The sequence below is a fragment of the Spirosoma sordidisoli genome (assembly GCF_004138325.1).
GTDB classification, from domain to species: Bacteria; Bacteroidota; Bacteroidia; order Cytophagales; family Spirosomataceae; genus Spirosoma; species Spirosoma sordidisoli.
Genome location: NZ_SBLB01000003.1, coordinates 42,120 through 63,466, shown reverse-complemented (window position 1 = coordinate 63,466; position 21,347 = coordinate 42,120). Strand labels below are relative to the sequence as shown.

The following is a 21,347-nucleotide window of genomic DNA, read 5'->3' as shown; positions in this document are numbered from 1 at the left end:
ACGCTGACCAGCCACCTGTATGCTCACCGGCCTTCGCCTTCTGTTAATCGGGTTCCTCTTCGCCACGGCAGCCCGCGGGCAGGCCTCGCTCGTCACCATCAGCGGAACCGTCCGCGATTCGGCGACCAACCAGCCCCTGGCCGGCGCATCGGTGGTGGTCGATTTCAACAAGTCCGTGCGTGGCATCAATACCGATGCAGCCGGCCGGTTTTCGGTCGATGTGTTTGAAGGGAACCACCATGTTGTGGTGCGTTATGTTGGCTACAAACCGTTTCGGATAGGCCTCCAGTTGAAAAGCGACTACCAGCTGCCGGTTAAACTGGTACTGGTGGCCAGTCAGCTCGAAGAAGTTGTAGTGACGAGCAAAGGGTTCGACCGCAACGTTCGGCAGCCCCTGCTGGGCGTCAGTCAGATCAGCGTCGAAACCCTCCGAAAACTACCGGCTGCGCTGGGTGAAGTCGATCTCCTGCGCGGCCTGCAGATGCTGCCCGGGGTTACCAGCGTGGGTGAGGCTGCCAACGGGGTCAACATCCGGGGTGGCACCACCGACCAGACGCTTATCCTCCTCGACGATACACCCATCTTCAACCCGTCGCACATGTTCGGTCTGTTCTCCATCTTCCCGGCCGATGCGGTAAACGGACTCGATCTGTACAAAGGCAACGTGCCCGCCCGTTACGGGGGCCGGACAGCCTCCGTCATGGACATCTCCCTGCGCAACCCCAGCCTCGACCAGTTCCGGCTTACGGGCGGGGTAAGCGTAGTCTCGAACCGGCTAACGGCCGATATACCCATTATAAAAGACCGGCTGGGCATCCTGGTGTCGGGCCGGGGGGCCTTCAACGATTTCCTGCTGCCCCTGGTATCGGACCGGCTGGCGGGCATCAAAGCGCAGTTCGGCGACCTGGTCGTGAAAGGATTCTGGCGGATCAACGACCGCAACACGCTGACGGCCATGACGTACATGAGCAAGGATTTTTTTCAGACCCAGCTTTTGGGGAGTATCCCGAACATCAACGCCACCGCCACCCAGTACGACCATCAGACGGTGAACAGCATGGCCCGCTGGCTGCGGGTGCTGTCGCCCCGGCTGAACCTGCAGACTACCCTTTCGTCGACTTATTACGTACCGAAAATCCAGCTACCCGAACTCAACTCGACCAACGTCGTAACCATTCGGTCCGGCATAAGGCAGCGTCAGCTCAAGACCAGCCTCAACGTTCAGCAGGAGGACCAGAAACTCGAGATCGGACTTAACGCTACCCACTACCGGGTAGAGCCGGGGTCGCTGCTACCGGGTACGAGCGACCGGGTCAACCCCGTTAGCACCCCAACCGAACGAGGGCTCGAACTGGCCGTGTATGCCGATGACGAATGGAGCCTCTCGACCAAAATGGCCGTGTCGGCCGGCCTGCGCTATTCGCTGTTCGGCGCTATGGGCCCGGGTGTGGTACGGCGTTATGCACCGGGGCAGCCCGTCGACGATTTTTCGGTTGTCGACTCCACGCGGTACGGAGCGGGTCAGGTAAGCCAGCGCTACGGTGGCCTGGAACCCCGGCTCGGCATACGCTACGAACTATCGGCCAGCTCGTCGATGAAGTTCGGCTACAATCTGATGCGGCAGTACCTGCAGGTCGTCACCAATACGACGACCCCGCTCCCCACTGCCCGCTGGAAAACCAGCGACACCCACATCAGGCCCCAGGTTAGCCAGCTGGTTACGGCCGGCTACTTCCGAAATTTCAAGGATAACGTCTACGACCTGCTGCTCGAAGCCTACTATCGCACCACCCGGCAGGCCCTCGATTACAAACCGGGCGCGAACTTCCTGTTGCAGGCCTACCCGGAAACCCAGCTGCTTCAGGGGCGTAGCCAGGCGTATGGCCTGGAGGTCATGCTGGCCCGCAAAAAAGGCGAACTGACCGGCTGGGTCAATTATACCTATGCCCGAACGCTGAATAAGGTCGATCAGGGGCCCACATTTCAGGAGCGGGTTAATAATGGCAACTGGTATGCCGCCAATTACGACCGACCTCACACGCTCAACGCATCGATGACGATCACCGTGAACCGGAACAACAGTTTTGGTTTCACCTTTGCCTACAGTAGCGGACGGCCCTATACTGCCCCTAACGGTTTTGTCTCCTTACAAAGCAATGAGTCGCCGGCCAACGGGGGCTCCCTCTCCGAACTGATCAATGGGGTTACCGATTTTGGATCGATTGAACCCAGCCAGTTCCCCTATTACAGCGAGCGTAATCAGGCCCGCTTACCCGACTATCACCGGCTCGATTTCTCCTGGAACATTACCAACCCCAGCCTGAAGAACCGGCGCTGGCAGGGTAGCTGGGTGTTTACCGTGTATAACCTCTACGCGCGCCGGAACACCTACTCGGCCTTCTTCCGGACCGAGAACGGCAAGACGCAGGCTTACCAGCTGCAAATCTTCGCGACACCCATCCCAACCCTGACGTATAACTTCACGTTCCGTTAAGCAGTCTGTTTATTTTTTTCTCAAAAAAAATAAACAGACTGCCGAATTGACCCATACTATCAGAGCCTGGTCGGCATAAACGCTACAGAAATAACTTTTCTTTGTGACCGCTAAAAAAACTTATTCATTTTCAGAGCGTTATCCACATACCAGTCTAACTGCTCTTTCATCTGTCGAGTCCGATCCGGCTACACCGCTTTTCTGCTCTACGAAGCTACTTCATCTTACCTCAACTGCCCCCGTTTCCGCACCCGTCAAGTGCCTGATTACCCCCATTCCGAACTGATCCTATTTGTCAAGTCTACCCAATCAAACCAGATCTAAAATTATGAGTACCAACACCTTGATCATCATTACTGGCTATGGGTCCGTCTCACCAAAGCCCACCCGGAAAGCTTATCTAAATGTCAATCCAGACGCAGCGCATCAGCGTTTCATGCGTGAGTATCCAAACCTGAGGAGCGTCACGTCGGTTACGGTTCCTTTTGAGGACGAACTGACGATTCGGGCACCGGGAGACATTTCAGCTTACTAGCGGTTAGATACCCTGATGCAGGGATATATGTCGTATAAATTCAAGGAAACAACTTTCTTACTTTCAGCATTTTATAAGCTGATCACTTTTTTTTACTGCTAGCGACAGCCAACCGATTTTTCCGTATTTTTTCCATCCTCGGGACCAATCAGGACAGCATGTCAGGGTTGGTCCCGAGGGCGTTTTAGGCTCTCCACATCAGGAAATCGCCCTTTTGGCATGCTTACCCTGCTTAGCGAGTCATCAACCCCTTTTTTCCTATCGGGATATACTATTGATTCTGTTTAATTTTTTTGAAAAAAAATTAAACAATTGTCGTTCACACTTCATTAGTGTCTGTAAATCAGAATCACTGATTGAGTACTCACTATTTTCTTAACTTTTACTACACAAGCCAATGGAAACATTACCCTTCTCTACCCTCCTGCTGGTGGGCGAACTAAGACCAGGTGACGTAATTGGGTTCACCTTCTTTACGGGCTACATGGCCATGTTCGCAGCTTCAATATTTTTCTTCCTGGAGCGATCTCAGGTAGAAGGCCACTGGAAAACTTCCCTGACCATTTCGGGACTTATTACCATGATTGCTGCTGTGCACTACTTCTACATGCGTGATCAGTATCTGGCCAGCGGCCAGTCGCCAACGGAGTTTCGCTACATCGACTGGACACTCACGGTCCCGCTTATGTGTGTCGAGTTTTACATGATCATCAAGCCCTTTGGCGGTAAGGTGAGTACCATGTGGAAACTGATAGCGTATTCGGTCTGGATGCTGGTCTTCGGTTACGTCGGTGAGTCGCTCGACCGGCCGAGCAGTGCACTCTGGGGGGCTGTTTCTACCCTTGGCTACGTGGGTATTCTGTACGAAATCTACCTGGGCGATGTCAAGAAAATTGCCGTGGCCTCAAACGATGCGTCTACGTTGAAAGCGGTATCGCTGCTCCGTTGGTTCGTACTGGTTGGCTGGGCTATCTATCCAATTGGGTATATGTTGATTCCGGGTGGCCTGCTCAGTGGATTGTCCCTGAACATTGACCTGGTGTACAACATTGGCGATGCCATCAACAAAATTGGCTTTGGGCTGGTCGTTTATTCGGCGGCAGTAGCCAATTCGCAGGCTCACCATGAGGCACCCGTTCAGCAGTCTCAGAGTCCGGTAGGACAGCTGTAAGCCGCTTTCTGGCAGTTTCACGAGCGCTTTCTACCAGTGGGAGCGCTCGTGGCTGTACAATTGGCCTGGCCAGCTTCCCCAAACCAGAACCCATACCATACCACCGTACCTATGCTGACCTACCCCCTGACCGGTGCTGCCTATCGGCCAGCCAATCTCCTGATTGGGCTGAGCCTTGGCCTGACAGGCTGGCAACTGATGTCCGGTGGTATTCCCCTGCCCGCCCAGTGGCTCATCTTCACGGGTTTGCTGTTTGGGGCGGGTATTCCGCACGGGGCTCTCGACCATCTGGTGAGTCGTCAGACCGCGCAACGCCTAGGCAAGCCGTTTTCCTGGGTCCGCTTTATAGCTGGCTATGTACTGATGATGACGGCCTACGGCTTACTATGGGCCCTGTTTCCTTCGTTTAGCCTGGCTTTATTTCTGGTTGGCTCAGCCTGGCATTTTGGCGAAACCGACATTGAGCGGGTTCCGGCTTCGATTCTCTGGACCCTGACACGGCTGGTGGCCGGCGTTCTCGTCATCTCGTTTATTCTGCTGGCCCATGCCGAGGAAGTAACGCCCATTCTGGCGCGCATAACCCGTTACGATACGCTAACGGCATCGATATGGCAGACGGCAGTCAGTCATACGCACCTACTCCTGATAGGCACCGTGCTGCTTGTAAGCGGTTTACTGGGGCTATCGATCTGGGTCAACCCGGTGGCTGTTGACTGGTTGCGACTGACTCAGCTGGTCATCATACTGGCCGTAGGATCCTGCTTACCCCTGCTGCTTTCGTTCGGTCTGTATTTCGGAGGCTGGCATGCACTCAGTTCGTTCCAGGCCATTGGCGACTACCTGAAACCTGCGGGGCCAGCTCGATCGACCAGCCAGCGGATCTGGCTTCGGGCCGTCCCCTTTACGGCCCTCTCGCTGGCTGGTTTACTGCTCTTTTTCGGCTGGTGGCACCTCAGCACCCGCCTGTGGGATCCGCTGCCGCTGCTGTTTATTTTTCTCTCGGTCATCACCCTGCCCCATCTGTTTGCTCTCCATGGCATGCGTACGCAGCTGGACCGGTAACCCCGGCAGGCATCGCGGCTGCGGTTGAGCTATTTCTTCAGCGCCAGCCGAATCAGCTCAACCGTATTTTTCACCCCGGCTTTCCGGATGATGCTGGCCCGCTGGTTGGCGACCGTATTGGCGCGGATGTCGAATCGGTCGGCTATTTCCCGGCTGCTCATCCCCTCGGTCAGGCAGGTCAGAATCTATTCTTCGCAGGGGTCAGCTTAGTCCAGATCGAACCGGGCGGCCGGGTACGCTGGGCGGGACCGGATGCCGGATAATGACCGACGATGCAGCCGATGGGTAATAGATATCACCGGTGGCTACCATCCGGACGGCGCGCAGGATCTCTTCTTCGTTGCTGTCTTCCTGCAGAGAGCCGGCGGCCCCATTCTAAACTGTACTAAGTATGAAATCGGTATTAGGCTATATGCTGAAGTTCAGGATGCGAATCTGTTGAAAGTGCTGGGATACTACTCAGATTACATCGATCCCTGACATGCGCATCAGGTTGAGGATACCCTGTACAGTGTCGTTGCCGATACTTAATCGATCATTACCCAGCCCGATACGCGGGTTGTTGATTTACCCAAATTTTCGCTGCCGAATTACGGAGGATTCAACCGATACGGACACCGGCCTCGACTGGACCTGTACCGGCGCGACAATCATTTTACGGTGGCCTTTCGGCTCAATGGCTGCACGCTTGTCCATCCGCACTGGTGAATTCCGCGAAACCATACTATGAGTGTCACCATGCCATCAGTGTCCCCACTGCTTCACCCTTTACGATGATCGGTATGGCGATGTACTCAGCGACATACCGGCTGGTGTTTCCTTCGATAACCTGCCGGATGGCTACACCTGTCCGACCTGCGACGCCCCCAAAACCGATTTTGTGGCGGTAGCCTTACCGGACCCGGCGGTGCTCTAACGGCGACTGGATCATGCTTTTCGAATCCGCCGGTATAGTCGGATCGCCAGCAGCAGCACGATCAGCAGCGCAAACAGGCCCAGCATGCCCCAGAGCATGTTCAGCGCATCTTTTAGAATGACCAGAAATACAATGGCGAATAAGAACAGGGTAGCTACTTCGTTCCAGATCCGGAGCTGGTTGGACGTATAGCGCAACTCTCCGCGCTGCTGCTGCCGGAACAGAACGTGGCATGAGCCGTGGTAGAGGTACAAGCCCAGCACCAGACCTAGTTTGTAAATAAGCCAGTCGGGGGTAGCGCCGTACTGGTACCAGGTGTTGAGGCCCAGCGCCAGGGTAACCACCGCCGATGGCCAGGTAATGCCATACCACAGCCGGCGCTGCATCAGTCGAAGCTGGTCCTGCAAAACGCGCCGGCCCGGCTCGGCCAGCGACTCGGCCTCGGTAACGTAAATGAACAAACGCGGTATGTAAAACAGACCTGCGAACCAGGTCACGACAAAAATGATGTGGAGGGATTTGCTGTACAGAAATGCCATAAATCAGCTCGGTCGAGCACGGGTGCAGGACGAATATACGGCAACTCGACGAACCGATATAAAAAGATCCTGCCGGTTGTTCTAGCACCGACAGGATTCATATCACCTAAAACAACTATGAAAAGTAACTAGTCCAGCAACGCCGGTATGTCAACGAGCCACACGATCAGCAAAGCCAGCAAAAACAAACCAATCATCAGTATTAACAGCCAGTCGGGTCGTCGGCTTTTCACCGGGACGGGCGCGGGCGGGTTAACGGGCGGTTGTTGCCGCGGCTGATGATCGTCGAAGCGAATCGGATCAGCGTCTGCCTTTCCGGTTGGCCTGTTCGATGGGCGGGCTTTTTCGGTGAGTCGTAACATACCCCAAAATTCACCCCTACTTCTTAAAATGGGCTAAGTTGTACCTTAGAATTTCATTAGAGATCAGGCTGGCGGGGCAGCTCGATCCGAAACACGGTGGGCTCGCCATCGGCTGACCGCACAAACAGCCGACCCTGGTGAAGACGAACGATCTGTTCGACCAGGGGCAGGCCGATCCCGTAACCGCGTACGTCGGCGGTGGGGTTGGCCCGGTAAAAAGGCTGAAAAATATACGGCAGGTCATCGGCCGGGATGGGCTGCCCCTGGTTGCTCACGCTGACGCAGACCCAGTCGCCTTCGAACTCGACCCGGAGCGCAGCCTGGCCATCGGAGGCAAACTTACAGGCGTTTTCGGTGAGGTTGATCAGCGCCGTTCGGATCAGGGTAGTACTGCCAGCCACGGTCAGCCGGTCAAAATCATCGGGTAGTTCGCCCAGGTCGACCGTCACCCTGTACGCCGGGTTAAGATTGTTGACATGATCCCGCACATCCCAGACTACCTCGTCGAGCCGCATCGTATCGGTCAGCAGACGGGCCGGATCGGCGTCGTTCACCTGCGACAGTTTCAGCAACTCCAGGGTCAGCGCCGACAGGTGACCAACATCTTCCAGCACCGACCGGATGGTGCGCTGATAGGCCTCGGGTTCGCGCCGGTTCAGCAGGCTGACTTCCAGCTGCGAACTGATCTGGGTAAGCGGGTTCTTCAACTCGTGCGAGACGTTGGCCACAAACATGCGCTGCAGGCGAAACGACTCTTCGATCCGGTCGAGCAGCCGGTTGATGGTGGCCGAAAGCCGGCTAATCTCATCGTCTTCCCGGCTGATCCGGAGCCGCTCGTGCATGGTTCTTGGAAAGATATCGGTCAGTTGCTCCTCGATCTGCTGCATCGGTTCGAGCGCATCGCCCGCATACAGCCGGCCAGCAAAGGCAACGATGCCTACTATCGCCAGAAAAAGCCCGCCAAAGGTCCAGAGCATTGTACGCAGAAACCGGTCGCCGTACACGTTTCGGGCCGAAGCCAGCACCACAAAATCACCGTCCGGCACCTGATACCGGATACCCGACACATAGTATCGCTGCCAGCGAAAATCCCGTTTACCCTGTTTGCGGATAGCCTGTAGCTCGCGCGCCGGCATACCCAGCCGCAGGTCGTCATTGGTCATGAAGACCGGCACATCCCGCACGTTATAAACGGTAATCTTCTGGTCGGGCAGCTGATCTTTGCGCAACTGGCTCACCCGTCGGAGCAACCGGGGTTCCATCTTCTGCCGCAGGAGCAACTCGCCGTATGTACTCGCCTTCCGATCGAGCCGATGGTAGAAGTCGGACGAGATATAATACCAGCAGAACCCGTAAATACTCGCAAACGTCAGCGCCAGGATGGCCGAAACCAAGCCCGTAAAGCGAAGCGTCAGGCGTGTACGAATGGTCATTCTTCTTTCAGGACATAACCCATTCCGAACTGGGTATGAATGAGTTTGGTGGGAAAGTCGCGGTCAATTTTTTTACGCAGGTAGTTGATATACACCTCAACCACGTTCGTACCCGTATCGAAATTAATATCCCACACCCGTTCGGCAATATCGGGTTTCGATAGGACCCGACCCTGGTTTCGCATCAGGTATTCCAGAAGAGCGAATTCGCGGGCGGTCAGGTCGATTAGCCGTCCGTCGCGACTAACGGTCTTGGCATCGAGGTTCATTTCGATACCGGCGTAGCGGAGTGTCTGGGCCGTCATGGTCACCAGGGTGCTGCGTTTGGTCAGCGACCGCACCCGGGCCAGCAGCTCGGCAAACTGAAAGGGTTTGGTCAGGTACTGATCGGCCCCGGCGTCAAATCCTTTTATCTTGTCTTCTGTCTCTCCCAGGGCCGTCAGGAGTAAAACCGGTGTAGTTAGTCCATGCTGGCGCAGTTCGTTAACCAGTTCGAAGCCATTCAGGCCAGGCAGTATTACGTCGCTAATAATCAGGGCATAAGTCGTTTTCATTGCCAGCCGTTTGGCAATCAGCCCGTCATACGCGACATCTACCTCAAACTGACTTTCTTCCAGGCCCTGCTGAATCGCCTGCAGGGTTTTGGGCTCGTCTTCGACCACCAGAATTTTCATACCGTTGCTGTTTAGTACTACCAACCGGAACCTGCAATTTCTTGTTCAGGGACCATGAAAACTATATCTATCCGAATTGTTGTATTTAATCTTACTATTTACCAATTTTGATTCATCGGATGTCCTGACAGGCTCCCACACTCATTGCTTTTTTCAATTCAGGTTGTATTCAAACCAAAAAGGCTGGCCGCACTACGACCAGCTTTTTTTATGTAACTAGTAGACTACAAGGGTATTCTGGCCAAAACCCGGCCTCGACCGGGTTCGTATGGCAGCCTGTATTCAGCGGGGCCGGCGCCAGGTGTGCATGACGAGCGGGCCGTTGCTCAGCGCCGTCACCAGCCGGTCCGGATTACGGAGCCAGTACGTACGGCGTGCATCGCCCGTTACGCTGAAGCCGGTTTCGCCAGCCTCCATCGCTGCAAACTGCCCCCGGCCATTCCCGCTCAATAATACCCCCCGCGACGCATCCTGACGCCCCATGTTTGCTTCGTTCGTATAGCAATTACCGGTAGCCAGGGCATCCAGATGGCCGTCCCGGTTGAAGTCAGCGACGACAAAGCCAAAGATAGGTGACTGCTGCGCCAGACCGGGGAGCGGATGCAGCGTAAATCGCCCACCCCCTTTGTTTTCGGCATAGCAGCTTCGAAGCTCGGTGGCCTGCCCCTGAAAAGCATCCTGGAGTTCCTGATCCGAAAAAAGGTCACTGAACTGGGCCTCGGCATAGTCGGCATAGCGCAGAAACTTCCGCCGAAACTGGATGACCTGCTGGTTCAGGGCATCGCGGGGCAGCGCCGGGTATCGGGTTCCGTTGATGAAATACCCCATGATAGGATCGAAGAGACCGTCCTGGTTGAAGTCTTTGCCGTAAATCAGGATCGGTTCGTTTTTCGACGCCCGGTACAGGGTGTTTAGCCCCTCGTTGCCCAGCATCAGATCCAGATCTCCATCCTTGTCAAAATCGCCACTGGCCAGGCAGTTCCACCAACCGGCCGACGTGTCAGGGGTTTCCGACGGCGTCGTGGCTTTTCTGCTGAACCGGCCGTTCCGATTCTCCAGCACCGTCAGGGGCATCCACTCACCGACCAGTACCAGATCCTCGTCGCCGTCAGCGTCGACATCCATCGGCAGCGCATCACAGACCATACCCAGGTTGGCCAGGTCGGGGGCCAGCTGAGCCGTTACGTCGGTGAACCGCAGCGGCCCACCCGCTTGCCGGTCGTTACGAAGGAGGTAGCCAGACGCTGGCAAGGGGTATTTGCCGGGCACCTGCCGACCCGCAATCAGCACGTCCTGGTCGCCGTCTCGATCAAAGTCAACGGCCCGTACGGTCTGGCTGCTGACGGCCAGTGAGGGCAGCGCAGATACTGCCTGGAAGCGACCAGCCCCATCATTTCGATACAGTACTGGCTGGAATGCTTCCGCTACCGACAGTGGGCGTTCGTTGCCCCCCCCGACAACCAGTAAGTCGTTATCATGATCGTTATCGGCGTCAAACAGCAGTACAGCGCCCACTTCCATGGGCGTATTGGGCATCCAGTCGACTCGTCTGAACCGCCCATCGGCCTGCCCGAAGAGTAGGCCTCCCCCACTGCCCCGGTACGACGCCCCAACGGCTATGTCATCGTACGCATCGCCATTGAGGTCACCCACCGCCACTGCCGCTCCCGTCCGCGAGAGCATTTTGTGCAGGGCCGGGTAGGTTTTGAAATCAACGAAGTCTGACTCCTGATGAACAAAGTCGGTGCCGGCAGGTAGCCGTTCGAACAGCGGAGCCGCCGACGGTTGTACTCGTTCGGGCCGCAATCGGGCATCGGCAGCCCGAAACACCAGCCGCTGGTTAGCCCCTACCTGGTACCGCATCTCGGTCAGCCCACCTGGCCATACGACCCGTATCGAATCTGCCTGAGACGCCGTACCCAACCCGATTACCAGCCCCCTACCGACCGACGATAGATACCCGCGTACCGGAAACTGCTCCAGCACCTGCTGCACCGGCTTTTTGCCCCCTGCCCAGACCGTTACGGTTGCGCCGATACCGGCCCGGTTCGCAGCGGTGCCCTCGAATGCGAGCGACAGATACCCGTTTTTCAGCCGCTGACGGCTGTTGTTACGAAAGAGCGACGCTTCCTGATCGATGTTGTTCACGATCAGGTCAAGGTCGCCATCGCTATCGAGGTCAGCGTAGGCGGCTCCGTTCGCGTACGACAGTTCGTCGAGTCCCCAGTTGGCCGATACATCCTCGAACGACAGGTTGCTTCGATTGCGATACGCGTAATTGCGCAGCCGGATTTCGGGGATTTTCTGAAGCAGCTTATTCCGTTGTTCCTGGCGGGCCTGGTCGGTTCCGAAGGTGCCAAACTCTTCCGTAAAGCTGATAAAATCGCGGTCGGTTACGTTTTTCCGATAGCCGTTCGTCACAAATACGTCCTTGTAACCGTCCAGGTCGAGGTCGGCCAGCAGGGTTGTCCAGCTCCAGTCGGTCTGGGCCAGGCCAGCCAGCAAACCCAGTTCGCCGAAGGTGGGGACGCCACTGGCCTGTCCGCGGTTTATCTGAACGGTGTTGCGCATGTACTGGAGCTGGTAGCCATACTGGGGCGACAGGCTCAGCTCTTTCTTGTCATAATCGGGCGCGCCCAGCATCATCTTCTGCCGGGCATTGTCGCGGGGCAGCATATCCAGCTGCATCAGATCGATGCGCCCGTCGTTGTTGATATCGGCCGCGTCGATGCCCATACCGTACAGGCTGGTGTGAGCCATCGAGGCCCGGATGCTGTTTTGAAACGTTCCCTGACTGTCGGGTTTGGCTCCTTTGTTGAGGTACAGAATATCGCTGCTGATGAAGTCGTTGGAGCAGTACAGATCAGGGTAGCCGTCCTGATTCAGGTCCGATACCACCACGCCCAGTCCCAGCCCTTCGTACCGGATGCCGGCAGCCGTCGACACGTCGCGAAAGACCGGGTGCCCGGCTGGTCCGACGCCTTCGTTACGATACAGTCGACCCGTAGACGGATAGGTTCCGTTGTTGATGGCCGGGCGCAGGTAGTTCGGGTTCTGCAGATCGGGGGCCGTGTTGAGCAGGAACACATCGAGGTCACCATCGAGATCACAATCGAAAAAAGCAGCCTGGGTCGTGTATCCTGCAAAGTCCAGCCCGTAGGCAGCCGCTTCTTCGCGGAAGGTAGGAGAAGCTGTTTTCTGGTTGATGAACAGCAGGTTGCGAGTCTCGCGCAGGGCCGGATGCGCAGCTACGCTCACGTACAGATCGTCCCAGCCGTCCTGGTTGATATCGACGACCGATACGCCCGTACACCAGCGCCGGGTTCTGAGTCCGGCCGCATCGGTAGCGTCGGCGAAGCGAAAATCAGACGACCCGGCCGGTGTCTGGTTGATGTACAGTCGGCACGACTCCTGATTACCGGTGAAAAACAGATCGGGCTTGCCGTCGTGGTTAAAATCGCCCACGCCCACTCCTCCGCCATTGTAGAAATTGGTAAACGTAAACGCATTCAGCGAGTCCGACGGCGTCAGGGTGTTGGCAAAGTCGATTCCCGACTCGCTGGCTTCGATTGTATCGAACAGGGTCTCCGGTTTGGGCTGGCACCCGACGAAACCACCGGCCATCAGGATACTAAAAAGAACAAGCGCTTTCGGCATGGAATACATTATCCAGCAAGGTTACTAACATAAACTCCCTTCCCAAATCAGTTCGGGAAGGGAGTCTACTCGGGTTAAGGACCAACGATCAGACGGGCTTAGTACCCGGGGTTCTGGTCTTTCTGATCGAGAGCCGGGCTGTTGTCGAGTTCAACCTGTGGAATCGGCAGCAACTCGTGCTTGTTGGCAATGAAATACGACAGCGGCTCCGACTTCTGCTTCTTGTTCTTGCGCCAGCGGATGATGTCGAAGTTGCGGACCTGTTCGGCTGCCAGTTCAACCATCCGCTCGTGGACAATGGCATCAAACACCTGGCTCTGGTTGGCACAGGGATAGTTTTTGGTCGGGTACGGGGGCATGCTGACCGACTTCCGGGCCCGAACCTGGTTCATCAGACTGATGGCAGCCGCCTGGTTACCGGTCTCGTTTTCGCATTCGGCCAGCATCAGCAGCACGTCGGCATAGCGCATGATCCGCATGTTGATACCGCTCTGGGCATAGCCGTTATCAATCTTGTAGAGGACCGAATATTTACGCCAGCTGACCTTTATCGTTTTGCCGTCGACAACCGAGGCATTTCCCTGCACCCGGTCGGGGGTTAATACACTGGTGCCGTTGTTAAATTTATCCCCTTCTACCCAATAGGAGAAGGTATAGCGCGGATCATTTTTGGCGTCGCCGGCCGACACCCGCTCGTAGGCGTTCAGGATTTTGTTGGACGGGATAACGTTACGCCAGCCAATGGCCGAGTATTCCTGCGTCCGTACGGTTTCTTCCTGTACGGCCGACCCATCGCTGTCGCCACCCCAGTTGTACGCTCCGCCCGAAGGGGCGTAGACGACCTCGAAGATCGACTCTGTGTTGAACTCGCCCTCTTCGTTGGTCAGATCCGTATATTCATCGACCAGCTTGTACAGACCCGAGTTGACTACTTTCTGCAGTTCAGCTTTGGCGTTGGTGTAATCGCCCAGCTGGAGGTAGGTGCGGGCCAGCAGCGTCTGGGCTGCGGCTTTGGTGGCCCGGCCCAGGTTTCTGGCGTCGTAGGTAGTGGGCAAACCAGCTTCAGCCGTCTTCAGGTCGGCAATGACGAAATCATACACTTCCTTCTGCGAAGAACGCCCCAATGCCCCGTCGACTGACTTGGCAAATTCTTTGTACAGCGGCACTCCCCCGTACAGCGTAGCCAGTTCATAATATGCCCAGGCTCGCAGGAACCGGGCCTCACCCAGGAGCCGGTCGCGTACGGCGGGGGTAACGCTCGTCAGGGAGCCGCCTTTTTCAATGACCACGTTGGCCCGGTGAATGGTCCGGTACCAGCCCCGCCACACACTACCCGACACCGAGTTACCCGTGTCGTGCACGCCAATGAGCAGCTGGTTACGGGGCGTTTCGAGCTGACCGCCCCCCGATGCCATTTCGTCGCCCCGCAGGTCGTGGGTAAAAAACCACTCCCGCGAAACCAGACTGTTGGATTGAACCAGCGCGTAGATCGAGTTGACACCGGCCGTCAGCTCGTCCGCGTTGTTAAAGTACGTATCGAAGGTTACGCCATTCGGGTTCACCTTGTTCAGTTCGTCGTCGCTACAGCTGATGCCAATGCCGAGCAGCAGGGCAGCGCAGAGGATTGTCTTTTTCATGATGACTTTTCAGATCAAAAATGCAGGTGAATGGTTCATTAAAAGGCCAGGTTGATACCGACCATAACGGTACGGGCTTGCGGGTACTGTACATAGTCGATACCGTTGTTGAGCAGGTTGTAGTTCCTCGACGACACTTCCGGATCGTAGCCCGTATACCGGGTGAATGTCAGCAGGTTCTGGCTCGACACGTACACGCGGGTCTTGCTCAGCACATTGCCGGTCAGCTTGCCAATGACGGCGGCTGGAATGGTATAGCCGATGCTCAGGTTCTTCAGGCGCAGATACGATCCATCTTCAAGGAAGCGGTCTGAGGTGCGTGAGTTCTGGTTCGGGTCGCCACTGATCGAGCGCGGTACGTCGGTGTTGGTATTCTGGGGTGTCCAGGCATTAAGGACATCGGTCGTGGCGTTAAACAGCCGGAGTTGTCCCTGGCCGATGACTTTGGTTCCGTTGTAGATCTTGTTTCCCTGTACGCCCTGGAAGAACACCGTAAAATCGAAGTTCTTGTAGTTACCCGACCAGTTCAGGCCGTAGCTGAACTTGGGAATGAAGCTGCCCAGGTACCGGCGGTCGTTGGCATCGATCTTGCCATTACCGTCCAGATCGCGGAACCGGATATCCCCTGCCGCCGTCTTGTCATTCTGATAGAAACTTTTGTTGTCGCCATCGATGCCGTTGTAGCGGTCAACCTCTTCTTTGCTCTGGAAAATACCATCGACCACCCAGCCATAGAACGACTGAATCGGCTGCCCTACTTCCGTACGGGTAATGTCGAACCCGCCGAAGTCAGCGTTCGAGCCGGAGTTGATGTTGGCGTTTGGCGTCGCCAGGCTCAGCACGTTATTCCGCGTTACATCGAAGGTTCCGGTCAGGTTCCAGTTAAAGTTCCGGCTGGAGTAGTTATAGCCCGCCGTCAGTTCAAAACCCCGGTTGCGCATGCTGCCGACGTTAGCCAGCGGGTTCACAGAGTAACCCTGCGATTCGGGTAGCGGCACGCGCAGCAGCAGTCCGTCGGTTTGCCGGCTGTAAACCTCGGCGCTCAGGCTGATTTTGTTATTGAACAGGGATGCGTCCACACCAATGTTGCTCATGGTGGTAACCTCCCAGCTCAGATCACTGTTGCCCAGCTGGTTGAAGTAGGAGCCCAGCTGAGTCTGGTTCCCGAACGGATAGATCGTATTGTTCGCCTGGATGAGCGGCTGCCAGTCGTAGTCACCAATGGCGTTGTAGCCGGTCTGGCCGTAGCTACCGCGCAGTTTCAGTTCGGAGATGGCCGGGATATTCTTCATGAATGATTCTTCACTCAGCCGCCAGCCTGCCGAAACCGCCGGGAACGTACCCCACTTGCGTCCCGGCGCAAACTTCGACGACCCGTCGCGACGAATCGAGGCTCCGATCAGGTACTTGCTGGCAAACTCATAGTTGAGTCGGCCTACGTACGAGATCAGCAGGTTTTCGGACAAGCTGCTGTTACCGTTCGGGTTCGACACGCCCTGAATAACCTGAATGTTATTGTCGGGCCGCTGACCGCTGGCGCTGATGGACCGCGACTGGCTGCGCTGCCGTTCAGCCACGCCCGTCAGGTTGATAAAGTGCTTGCCGTAGGTTTTCTCGAAGGTGAGCTGGTTGGTCATCACCGACGAGAAAAATTCGCTCCGGTTTTCATTCACGTTCGCAATGACCCGGCTCCGGTTACCGTCGTTGTAGATCGGCAGAAACCCGTTAAAGCGTGCATTGGCATAGTCGGCTCCGAACGTGAACCGGTACCGCAGGAAATCGGTGAACTTAACGTCGGCGAAGATCGAACCCAGCAGTTTGAAGCCCCGGTCGGTCTGGAACTGCTGCTCCTGCTCAGCCACGCGCAGCGGGTTCTCGGGGTCGGTAGCGTCGAGTCCCTGCGCCGTTGTGCTGAATCCGCCAATTTTTGTTGGGTCCCGCACGGGCCAGTACGGGGTCATCCGCATGATGTTCATCAGCAGACTGCGGCCACCGCCATCACGCTCGAGCCGCCGGAAATCGGTCGACGCCAGCATCGTCTGACCAATGGTCAGAAATTTGTTGACCTTATGATCGGAGTTGATCCGGAAGCTTTGCCGATTGTAATTGGTGAACGGCAGAATACCGTCCTGGCTGAAATAGCCCAGGGAGGTATAAAAACGAGACGTAGCATTGCCGCCCGACAGAGAAATCTGATGGTCCTGGATAGGAGCCGCCCGGAACATGACGTCCTGCCAGTCGGTCTCGGTCTGCGCAAAGGTGGTAGACGCCCCGTCATAAATCGGAACGTTCAGGTTCGAGAAACGGCCCGGAACCGGCTGGCCGGCGGCTGTCAGCAGGGCGGTACCGTACTTGATATACTCCTGGCTGTTGAGCAGGTCCAGCTTGCGCCAGGCCGACTGCGAGCCGTAGTACGAATCGACATTAATGGTCAGCTTGCCGTTGGTAGCGCCTTTTTTGGTCGTAATCAGAATAACCCCGTTAGCCGCCCGCGACCCGTAAATAGCAGCCGCGCTGGCATCTTTTAAAACCTCCAGCGACTCGATGTCTTTGGGGTCGATGTTATTCAGGCCACCCGAAGGAATACCGTCGATCACATAGAGCGGGTTAGGGTTCAGACTGATCGAGCCGACCCCGCGGATCCGAACCACCGGTTCGCTACCCGGGCTACTGTTGTTGGTGACCGAAACACCCGGCACCCGCCCCTGCAGCGCCTGTACCGGACTGATTACCGGAAGTGCGCGCAGGTCCTTGGGCGTCACCGAAGATACGGCTCCCGTGAGCGATGACTTCTTCTGGGTACCGTAGCCAACTACAATCACCTCGTTCAGCGCCAGCGGGTCAACCACCATTTTGATATCGATCACGGAGCGATTACCTACGACGACTTCCTGACGGGTATAGCCAATGAAACTGAACACCAGTGTGGCCTGACGGCTAACGGACAGGCTGTACTTTCCGCTTTTGTCGGTAGTAGCCCCGCGCGAGGTACCCTTCTCGACTACGTTTACCCCCGGTAGAGGGTCACCCGATTCGGTAGTCACCGTACCAGTCAATTGCTGGGCAAAGGCTGAGCCTGCCAGAATTACAAGCCCGATCAGTAGTGTGGTACGGACTGATCTCAGCCATCCACAACCACCGCCCGCTGTTGAAGTAACGTGTTGTTGCATAAATAGGGATTAGGTTTTAGTAAAAGCACATTGGTAAGCAAAAAGCACTATAGAAAGATCAAATAAATCACGCTTTACTTAAGTCTTAATACATAATTTTGAAATGAGTTAAATACATAATTTTGCAGCTGATAACAGTTAAAATAGCACATAATAACACCTATATATTATATTTATACATTAATTAATACTATTTTATACCGATTGCATGGCCCTGTTGCAAAGAAAGTAGATTAATCTTAAAACAGAAAAAGTCAACTCCTTAATTATATTGTTTTATTTAAAATAAATTTTTAAATTTATTTAGCGTTATTTTAATAAATAATTTAATAATACCAATTTTAATTCTCTCTTCGACTACTCTTTGACATATAGAAGTTTTAACATAAATACTCTAATAAGTATAATCACTTATTATACTTATTAGAGTATCAAAAATTCTAATGAATTAATTTAGTAAGTATTTATACTTATATCCACATTATGTCATAGATATGGATCAGGTAAACAGTCCTCAGGAAATAAAAAGGGAGTCACCTAACGGCGACTCCCTGGAAAGAAATAGTATGACAAGCTTATCGGCCGCAGATACCTTTGTAATCGCAGTACTGACAGGTTTCGAGCTGATCGGTTTTGCGGAAGGGCTCGCTGGGGTCAAACATGCGCTGGATCAGCTGGCGTAGTAAATTCTCTGAATCCTGAATGTACTGCTCAGGATCATCGTTTTCATCGAAGCGCACCGGGTTTGACTTGAAACCGCCCTGTACATCCCGAAATGAATAGAAGCCAGCCTCAACCGTCATCCCCTGGGCAGGAAACACGTCGGCAATGTCTTTATTGCGGGGCAGTCCGCCGTAGTCGCGGATGTTTTTGAGGGTTAGATAGCGATACATCCACAGCTGCCGCATCTTATCGGCCGACCCATCGTTAAGCAGTTTGTCGGCCAGGTCTTTCGGGGTTTTGTCGGGCAGATCGACTTTGCCCGTCTTATAATCGACAATCCGGATTTGCCCGCCGTACTGCTCGATCCGGTCGATCTTGCCGGCAATCCGAACGTGTAGCTGCCGCCCGTTCAGGGGCACATCGATGTAGGTATCGAGGGTCTGTTCGGAGCCAATGACCGTAAGCCCGCTCAGCTCACTTTGCTGCCGCTGAAAATCGAGCATCAGCTTTTTGGCCAGGTCGTAGAGCAGCAAATTGATGCCCGATTCCATCACCCGCCCTTTCATAGTCCGGGCAAATTCCTCTTCGAGCAACTGCACGATCAAGAGTTCGTCGATGGGTTTGTTGAGCAGGCGGTATTCCTTGTCGAGCCGCTCCAGAACCAGGTGCATCCAGTTTCCGAAGTCCGTAACGCCCATTTTTTCTTCGATATCCTCTTCCTCACTGATCTTCACGAGCCGGCTGAAATAGAAGCGCATGGAGCAGCTCACAAACTGGTTCAGGTACGACGGGTACAGCCCCCGGGTCGTCAGCAACGTAATCAGGTCGGCCCGGATCGAATCGGTTTTAGGCACCTGGAGGTCGGTCAGGCCGGGTAACTTATCGGCTCCAACGGGACCAAACCGCACCGAAGGTTTGGTAAGCCGGATGCGTCCCTGAGAGCGGGGCACCAGCTCGTGTTCAATTTGCCGTACAAACCGGCTGGGCTCCCCTTTGCTGTTCCCGTAGGCATCCGTCGAGGTTGTATGAATCAGGACGATTTCGCTGGCCCGCTGGAGCAGCCGGTAGAAGTGATAGGCCATAACGGCTTCCTGCTCCCGATAGGTAGGCAGCTGCAGCTCCTGGGCAATATCGAACGGGATCAGCGAGTTCAGCCGGCGCGATTGTGGCAGCACGCCCTCGTTGACCGACAGCACGATAACCCGGTCAAAGTCAAGGGCGCGCGTTTCCAGCATCCCCATAATCTGCAGCGAGCTACGGCCTTCGCTGGTGAACGGAATACTGGTTTGTCGAATCAGCTCATACAAAAACTGACGGAAGCTTTTCAGCGTGATGGTCGTTCGCCCGTCGGATCGCTGCCGGTCGAGGGTGGTTTCGAGCTGTTGCAGCAGCGTATAGAACAGATAGAGGTATTCGATTTCGATAGCGTCCTGACTAACCCGATACACATCGCGCAGCAGATCGATCAGCTCGTAGAAGGTCTGAATGGCGCGAGCGGGGTTGTCGCTGGGCCAGCGGGTAAACAGCACCCGAACCAGCGGATCGTTCAGCCCCAGCTCGTGAAGTTCTTTTTCGGTCAGGTAAACGCGCTGGTCTTTTACGATGGTTCTGGCAATCCACTGAAACAGCGGTTCGGGAGGCTCGACCACGCCTTTTTCATCCGTTCCGCCGGGCCACTCCAGCTGCTGAATCCGTTCGTACTGCTTAACAAAGGGGTGGTTGAGTACCTTCACCACGTGGCGGTGGTGAAACTTCGGAATCCGCAAATCCCGCCCGTCGCGGGTGCGGAACTCGTGTACAGTCCGCTGCATCTCAAACAGGGTATCAACCAGGGTAAACAGCAGCGACGATCGTAGCGACAGACCCATGGTTACGTTGAGGTCGGTAACCCCTTCGTCGAGGGCATACAGCACCGGCACCAGCAGGGTTTCGTCGGCCAGCACGATCGCCGTCCGCGGGTGCGTTGACCGAGTTTGCTCCTCTCCGGTATCCCTCTTGGCGTTATCGCTCCAGTCCCGATATAGTTTGCCGGCTACTTTGGCCTGCATACTGGCGTTGGGAACCCCAATAACACGGATGTTTTTGTCGGTACCGAGCAGGTTGTTCGAGTCGTTGCGCAGGTCGGCGTGGTTTTGCCGGGAGAAGAACCATCCATTGTCGCGGTACCGGCGCAGAAACTCCCCGGCCTCCTGCCGCCGGTCGTCCATATAATAGAGGTCGGCATCCCAGATCAGTTCGGCTTTGCTGGCGTCGACCAACACCCGAATCATTTGCTCTTCGGCCCGGCTGAGGGCATTGAACCCCACAAAATAGAGTTGTTCGTAGGCCAGGTTGTCGCGAACCAACGGCTCGACCTGTTCAGCCAGCAGCCGGTAGGCCATACCCCGATAAGCCAGCCCCTGCTCATTGAGCCGCTGGTGGAGGGCGTGGTACGCAGCCTGCAGGTTTTCGAAAAGTTTAAAATACCGGGCTGTACCGGGCGTCTCGACCAGGGGCTGGGCCGACGAAGGCATGTCGACCTGCCAGCGCTCGAGGGCTTTGGCCGCCGTCAGGTAGCTAAACAGTTCGTGGGGATTGACCAGGTACTGATCCATCCGGTCAAAATCCGTCAGCAAGACATTGGCCCAGCCGATAAACTGCTCGAACTCTACCAGCGGATCGATTTCTTTGAAGACCTCGTAGAGCTCGAACACCAGACTGACCGAGTCGATCAGCTGCACCCCGGCGGCCTGGGTGATAAAATCGTCGACGGCGAGAGCGTGCGGAGCCAGGAATGGACGGTCTGACAAAGCGGCCAGCTCATCCAGAAATACCGAAACAGCCCGCCGGGTAGGCAATATGACCCACACATCGCGGAGACTGGGACCGTGGGTGTCAAAAATGCGTCGAGCCGTTTGTTGAAGAAACGTCATTCAGTACTTGTCGGATAGACAGTCGGTGAGTGAATCAGTAAAGATAACGCCCCCACCCCCGACATCTGGCCTATGACCCGTATAAATTCGGTATCCCTGCCCCCGTCGGCAACGTTGTTCAG

13 protein-coding genes are annotated in these 21,347 nt (G+C 55.6%); 4 read left to right on the top strand and 9 right to left on the bottom strand.

Going from position 1 to position 21,347, the window contains the following annotated elements; translation table 11 throughout:
* Positions 1-19 precede the first annotated feature (19 nt).
* The 3 genes from EQG79_RS12150 to EQG79_RS12135 all read left to right on the top strand — a co-directional run bounded on the left by EQG79_RS12150 (position 20) and on the right by EQG79_RS12135 (position 5,262).
* Positions 20-2,494 carry a TonB-dependent receptor gene (locus EQG79_RS12150; protein ID WP_129601631.1) on the top strand — a complete coding sequence of 825 codons (2,475 nt, stop codon included), beginning with the start codon at positions 20-22 and terminating at the stop codon, positions 2,492-2,494.
* A gap of 932 nt (positions 2,495-3,426) precedes the next feature.
* Positions 3,427-4,200 carry a bacteriorhodopsin-like gene (locus EQG79_RS12140; RefSeq protein WP_129601630.1) on the top strand — a complete coding sequence of 258 codons (774 nt, stop codon included), beginning with the start codon at positions 3,427-3,429 and terminating at the stop codon, positions 4,198-4,200.
* Between the two features lie 111 nt (positions 4,201-4,311).
* Complete coding sequence (locus tag EQG79_RS12135; protein WP_129601629.1) at positions 4,312-5,262, top strand: Brp/Blh family beta-carotene 15,15'-dioxygenase; 951 nt, start codon at positions 4,312-4,314, stop codon at positions 5,260-5,262.
* A gap of 29 nt (positions 5,263-5,291) precedes the next feature.
* Here EQG79_RS12135 and EQG79_RS12130 read toward each other — a convergent pair whose 3' ends face one another.
* Entirely contained in the window at positions 5,292-5,423 is a 132-nt protein-coding gene (locus EQG79_RS12130; protein WP_129601628.1) for a LuxR C-terminal-related transcriptional regulator, read from the bottom strand.
* A 569-nt stretch (positions 5,424-5,992) separates the two neighbouring features.
* Here EQG79_RS12130 and EQG79_RS12125 point away from each other — a divergent pair.
* Positions 5,993-6,178, top strand: coding sequence for a rubredoxin (locus EQG79_RS12125; protein WP_129601627.1), 186 nt, complete (start codon positions 5,993-5,995; stop codon positions 6,176-6,178).
* Positions 6,179-6,189: 11 nt separating this feature from the next.
* Here EQG79_RS12125 and EQG79_RS12120 read toward each other — a convergent pair whose 3' ends face one another.
* The 8 genes from EQG79_RS12120 to EQG79_RS12085 all read right to left on the bottom strand — a co-directional run bounded on the left by EQG79_RS12120 (position 6,190) and on the right by EQG79_RS12085 (position 21,225).
* Entirely contained in the window at positions 6,190-6,717 is a 528-nt protein-coding gene (locus EQG79_RS12120; protein ID WP_129601626.1) for a CopD family protein, read from the bottom strand.
* A 128-nt stretch (positions 6,718-6,845) separates the two neighbouring features.
* The gene (locus EQG79_RS12115) at positions 6,846-7,079 is read right to left on the bottom strand and encodes a hypothetical protein (protein ID WP_077921080.1); all 234 of its coding nucleotides are present in this window, start codon (positions 7,077-7,079) and stop codon (positions 6,846-6,848) included.
* 56 nt (positions 7,080-7,135) lie between these two features.
* The gene (locus tag EQG79_RS12110; RefSeq protein ID WP_129601625.1) at positions 7,136-8,512 is read right to left on the bottom strand and encodes a sensor histidine kinase; all 1,377 of its coding nucleotides are present in this window, start codon (positions 8,510-8,512) and stop codon (positions 7,136-7,138) included.
* Complete coding sequence (locus tag EQG79_RS12105; protein ID WP_129601624.1) at positions 8,509-9,186, bottom strand: response regulator; 678 nt, start codon at positions 9,184-9,186, stop codon at positions 8,509-8,511. The genes EQG79_RS12110 and EQG79_RS12105 overlap by 4 nt, the downstream gene beginning before the upstream one ends.
* Before the next feature lie 282 nt (positions 9,187-9,468).
* Positions 9,469-12,843: an FG-GAP-like repeat-containing protein gene (locus tag EQG79_RS12100; RefSeq protein WP_240699346.1), complete on the bottom strand. Its 3,375-nt coding sequence runs from the start codon at positions 12,841-12,843 to the stop codon at positions 9,469-9,471.
* Positions 12,844-12,941: 98 nt separating this feature from the next.
* Positions 12,942-14,480, bottom strand: coding sequence for a RagB/SusD family nutrient uptake outer membrane protein (locus EQG79_RS12095; RefSeq protein WP_077921084.1), 1,539 nt, complete (start codon positions 14,478-14,480; stop codon positions 12,942-12,944).
* 38 nt (positions 14,481-14,518) lie between these two features.
* The gene (locus EQG79_RS12090) at positions 14,519-17,650 is read right to left on the bottom strand and encodes a SusC/RagA family TonB-linked outer membrane protein (protein WP_129601622.1); all 3,132 of its coding nucleotides are present in this window, start codon (positions 17,648-17,650) and stop codon (positions 14,519-14,521) included.
* A gap of 575 nt (positions 17,651-18,225) precedes the next feature.
* Positions 18,226-21,225, bottom strand: coding sequence for a PD-(D/E)XK nuclease family protein (locus tag EQG79_RS12085; protein ID WP_077921086.1), 3,000 nt, complete (start codon positions 21,223-21,225; stop codon positions 18,226-18,228).
* Positions 21,226-21,347 lie beyond the last annotated feature (122 nt).

What these genes read in the sequence shown, in the direction of transcription:
- EQG79_RS12150 (WP_129601631.1), top strand. Translation starts at nt 20, where the DNA reads ATGCTCACCGGCCTTCGCCTTCTGTTAATCGGGTTCCTCTTCGCCACG.
- EQG79_RS12140 (WP_129601630.1), top strand. Translation starts at nt 3,427, where the DNA reads ATGGAAACATTACCCTTCTCTACCCTCCTGCTGGTGGGCGAACTAAGA.
- EQG79_RS12135 (WP_129601629.1), top strand. Translation starts at nt 4,312, where the DNA reads ATGCTGACCTACCCCCTGACCGGTGCTGCCTATCGGCCAGCCAATCTC.
- EQG79_RS12130 (WP_129601628.1), bottom strand. Translation starts at nt 5,423, where the DNA reads ATGAGCAGCCGGGAAATAGCCGACCGATTCGACATCCGCGCCAATACG.
- EQG79_RS12120 (WP_129601626.1), bottom strand. Translation starts at nt 6,717, where the DNA reads ATGGCATTTCTGTACAGCAAATCCCTCCACATCATTTTTGTCGTGACC.
- EQG79_RS12115 (WP_077921080.1), bottom strand. Translation starts at nt 7,079, where the DNA reads ATGTTACGACTCACCGAAAAAGCCCGCCCATCGAACAGGCCAACCGGA.
- EQG79_RS12110 (WP_129601625.1), bottom strand. Translation starts at nt 8,512, where the DNA reads ATGACCATTCGTACACGCCTGACGCTTCGCTTTACGGGCTTGGTTTCG.
- EQG79_RS12105 (WP_129601624.1), bottom strand. Translation starts at nt 9,186, where the DNA reads ATGAAAATTCTGGTGGTCGAAGACGAGCCCAAAACCCTGCAGGCGATT.
- EQG79_RS12100 (WP_240699346.1), bottom strand. Translation starts at nt 12,843, where the DNA reads ATGCCGAAAGCGCTTGTTCTTTTTAGTATCCTGATGGCCGGTGGTTTC.
- EQG79_RS12095 (WP_077921084.1), bottom strand. Translation starts at nt 14,480, where the DNA reads ATGAAAAAGACAATCCTCTGCGCTGCCCTGCTGCTCGGCATTGGCATC.
- EQG79_RS12090 (WP_129601622.1), bottom strand. Translation starts at nt 17,650, where the DNA reads ATGCAACAACACGTTACTTCAACAGCGGGCGGTGGTTGTGGATGGCTG.
- EQG79_RS12085 (WP_077921086.1), bottom strand. Translation starts at nt 21,225, where the DNA reads ATGACGTTTCTTCAACAAACGGCTCGACGCATTTTTGACACCCACGGT.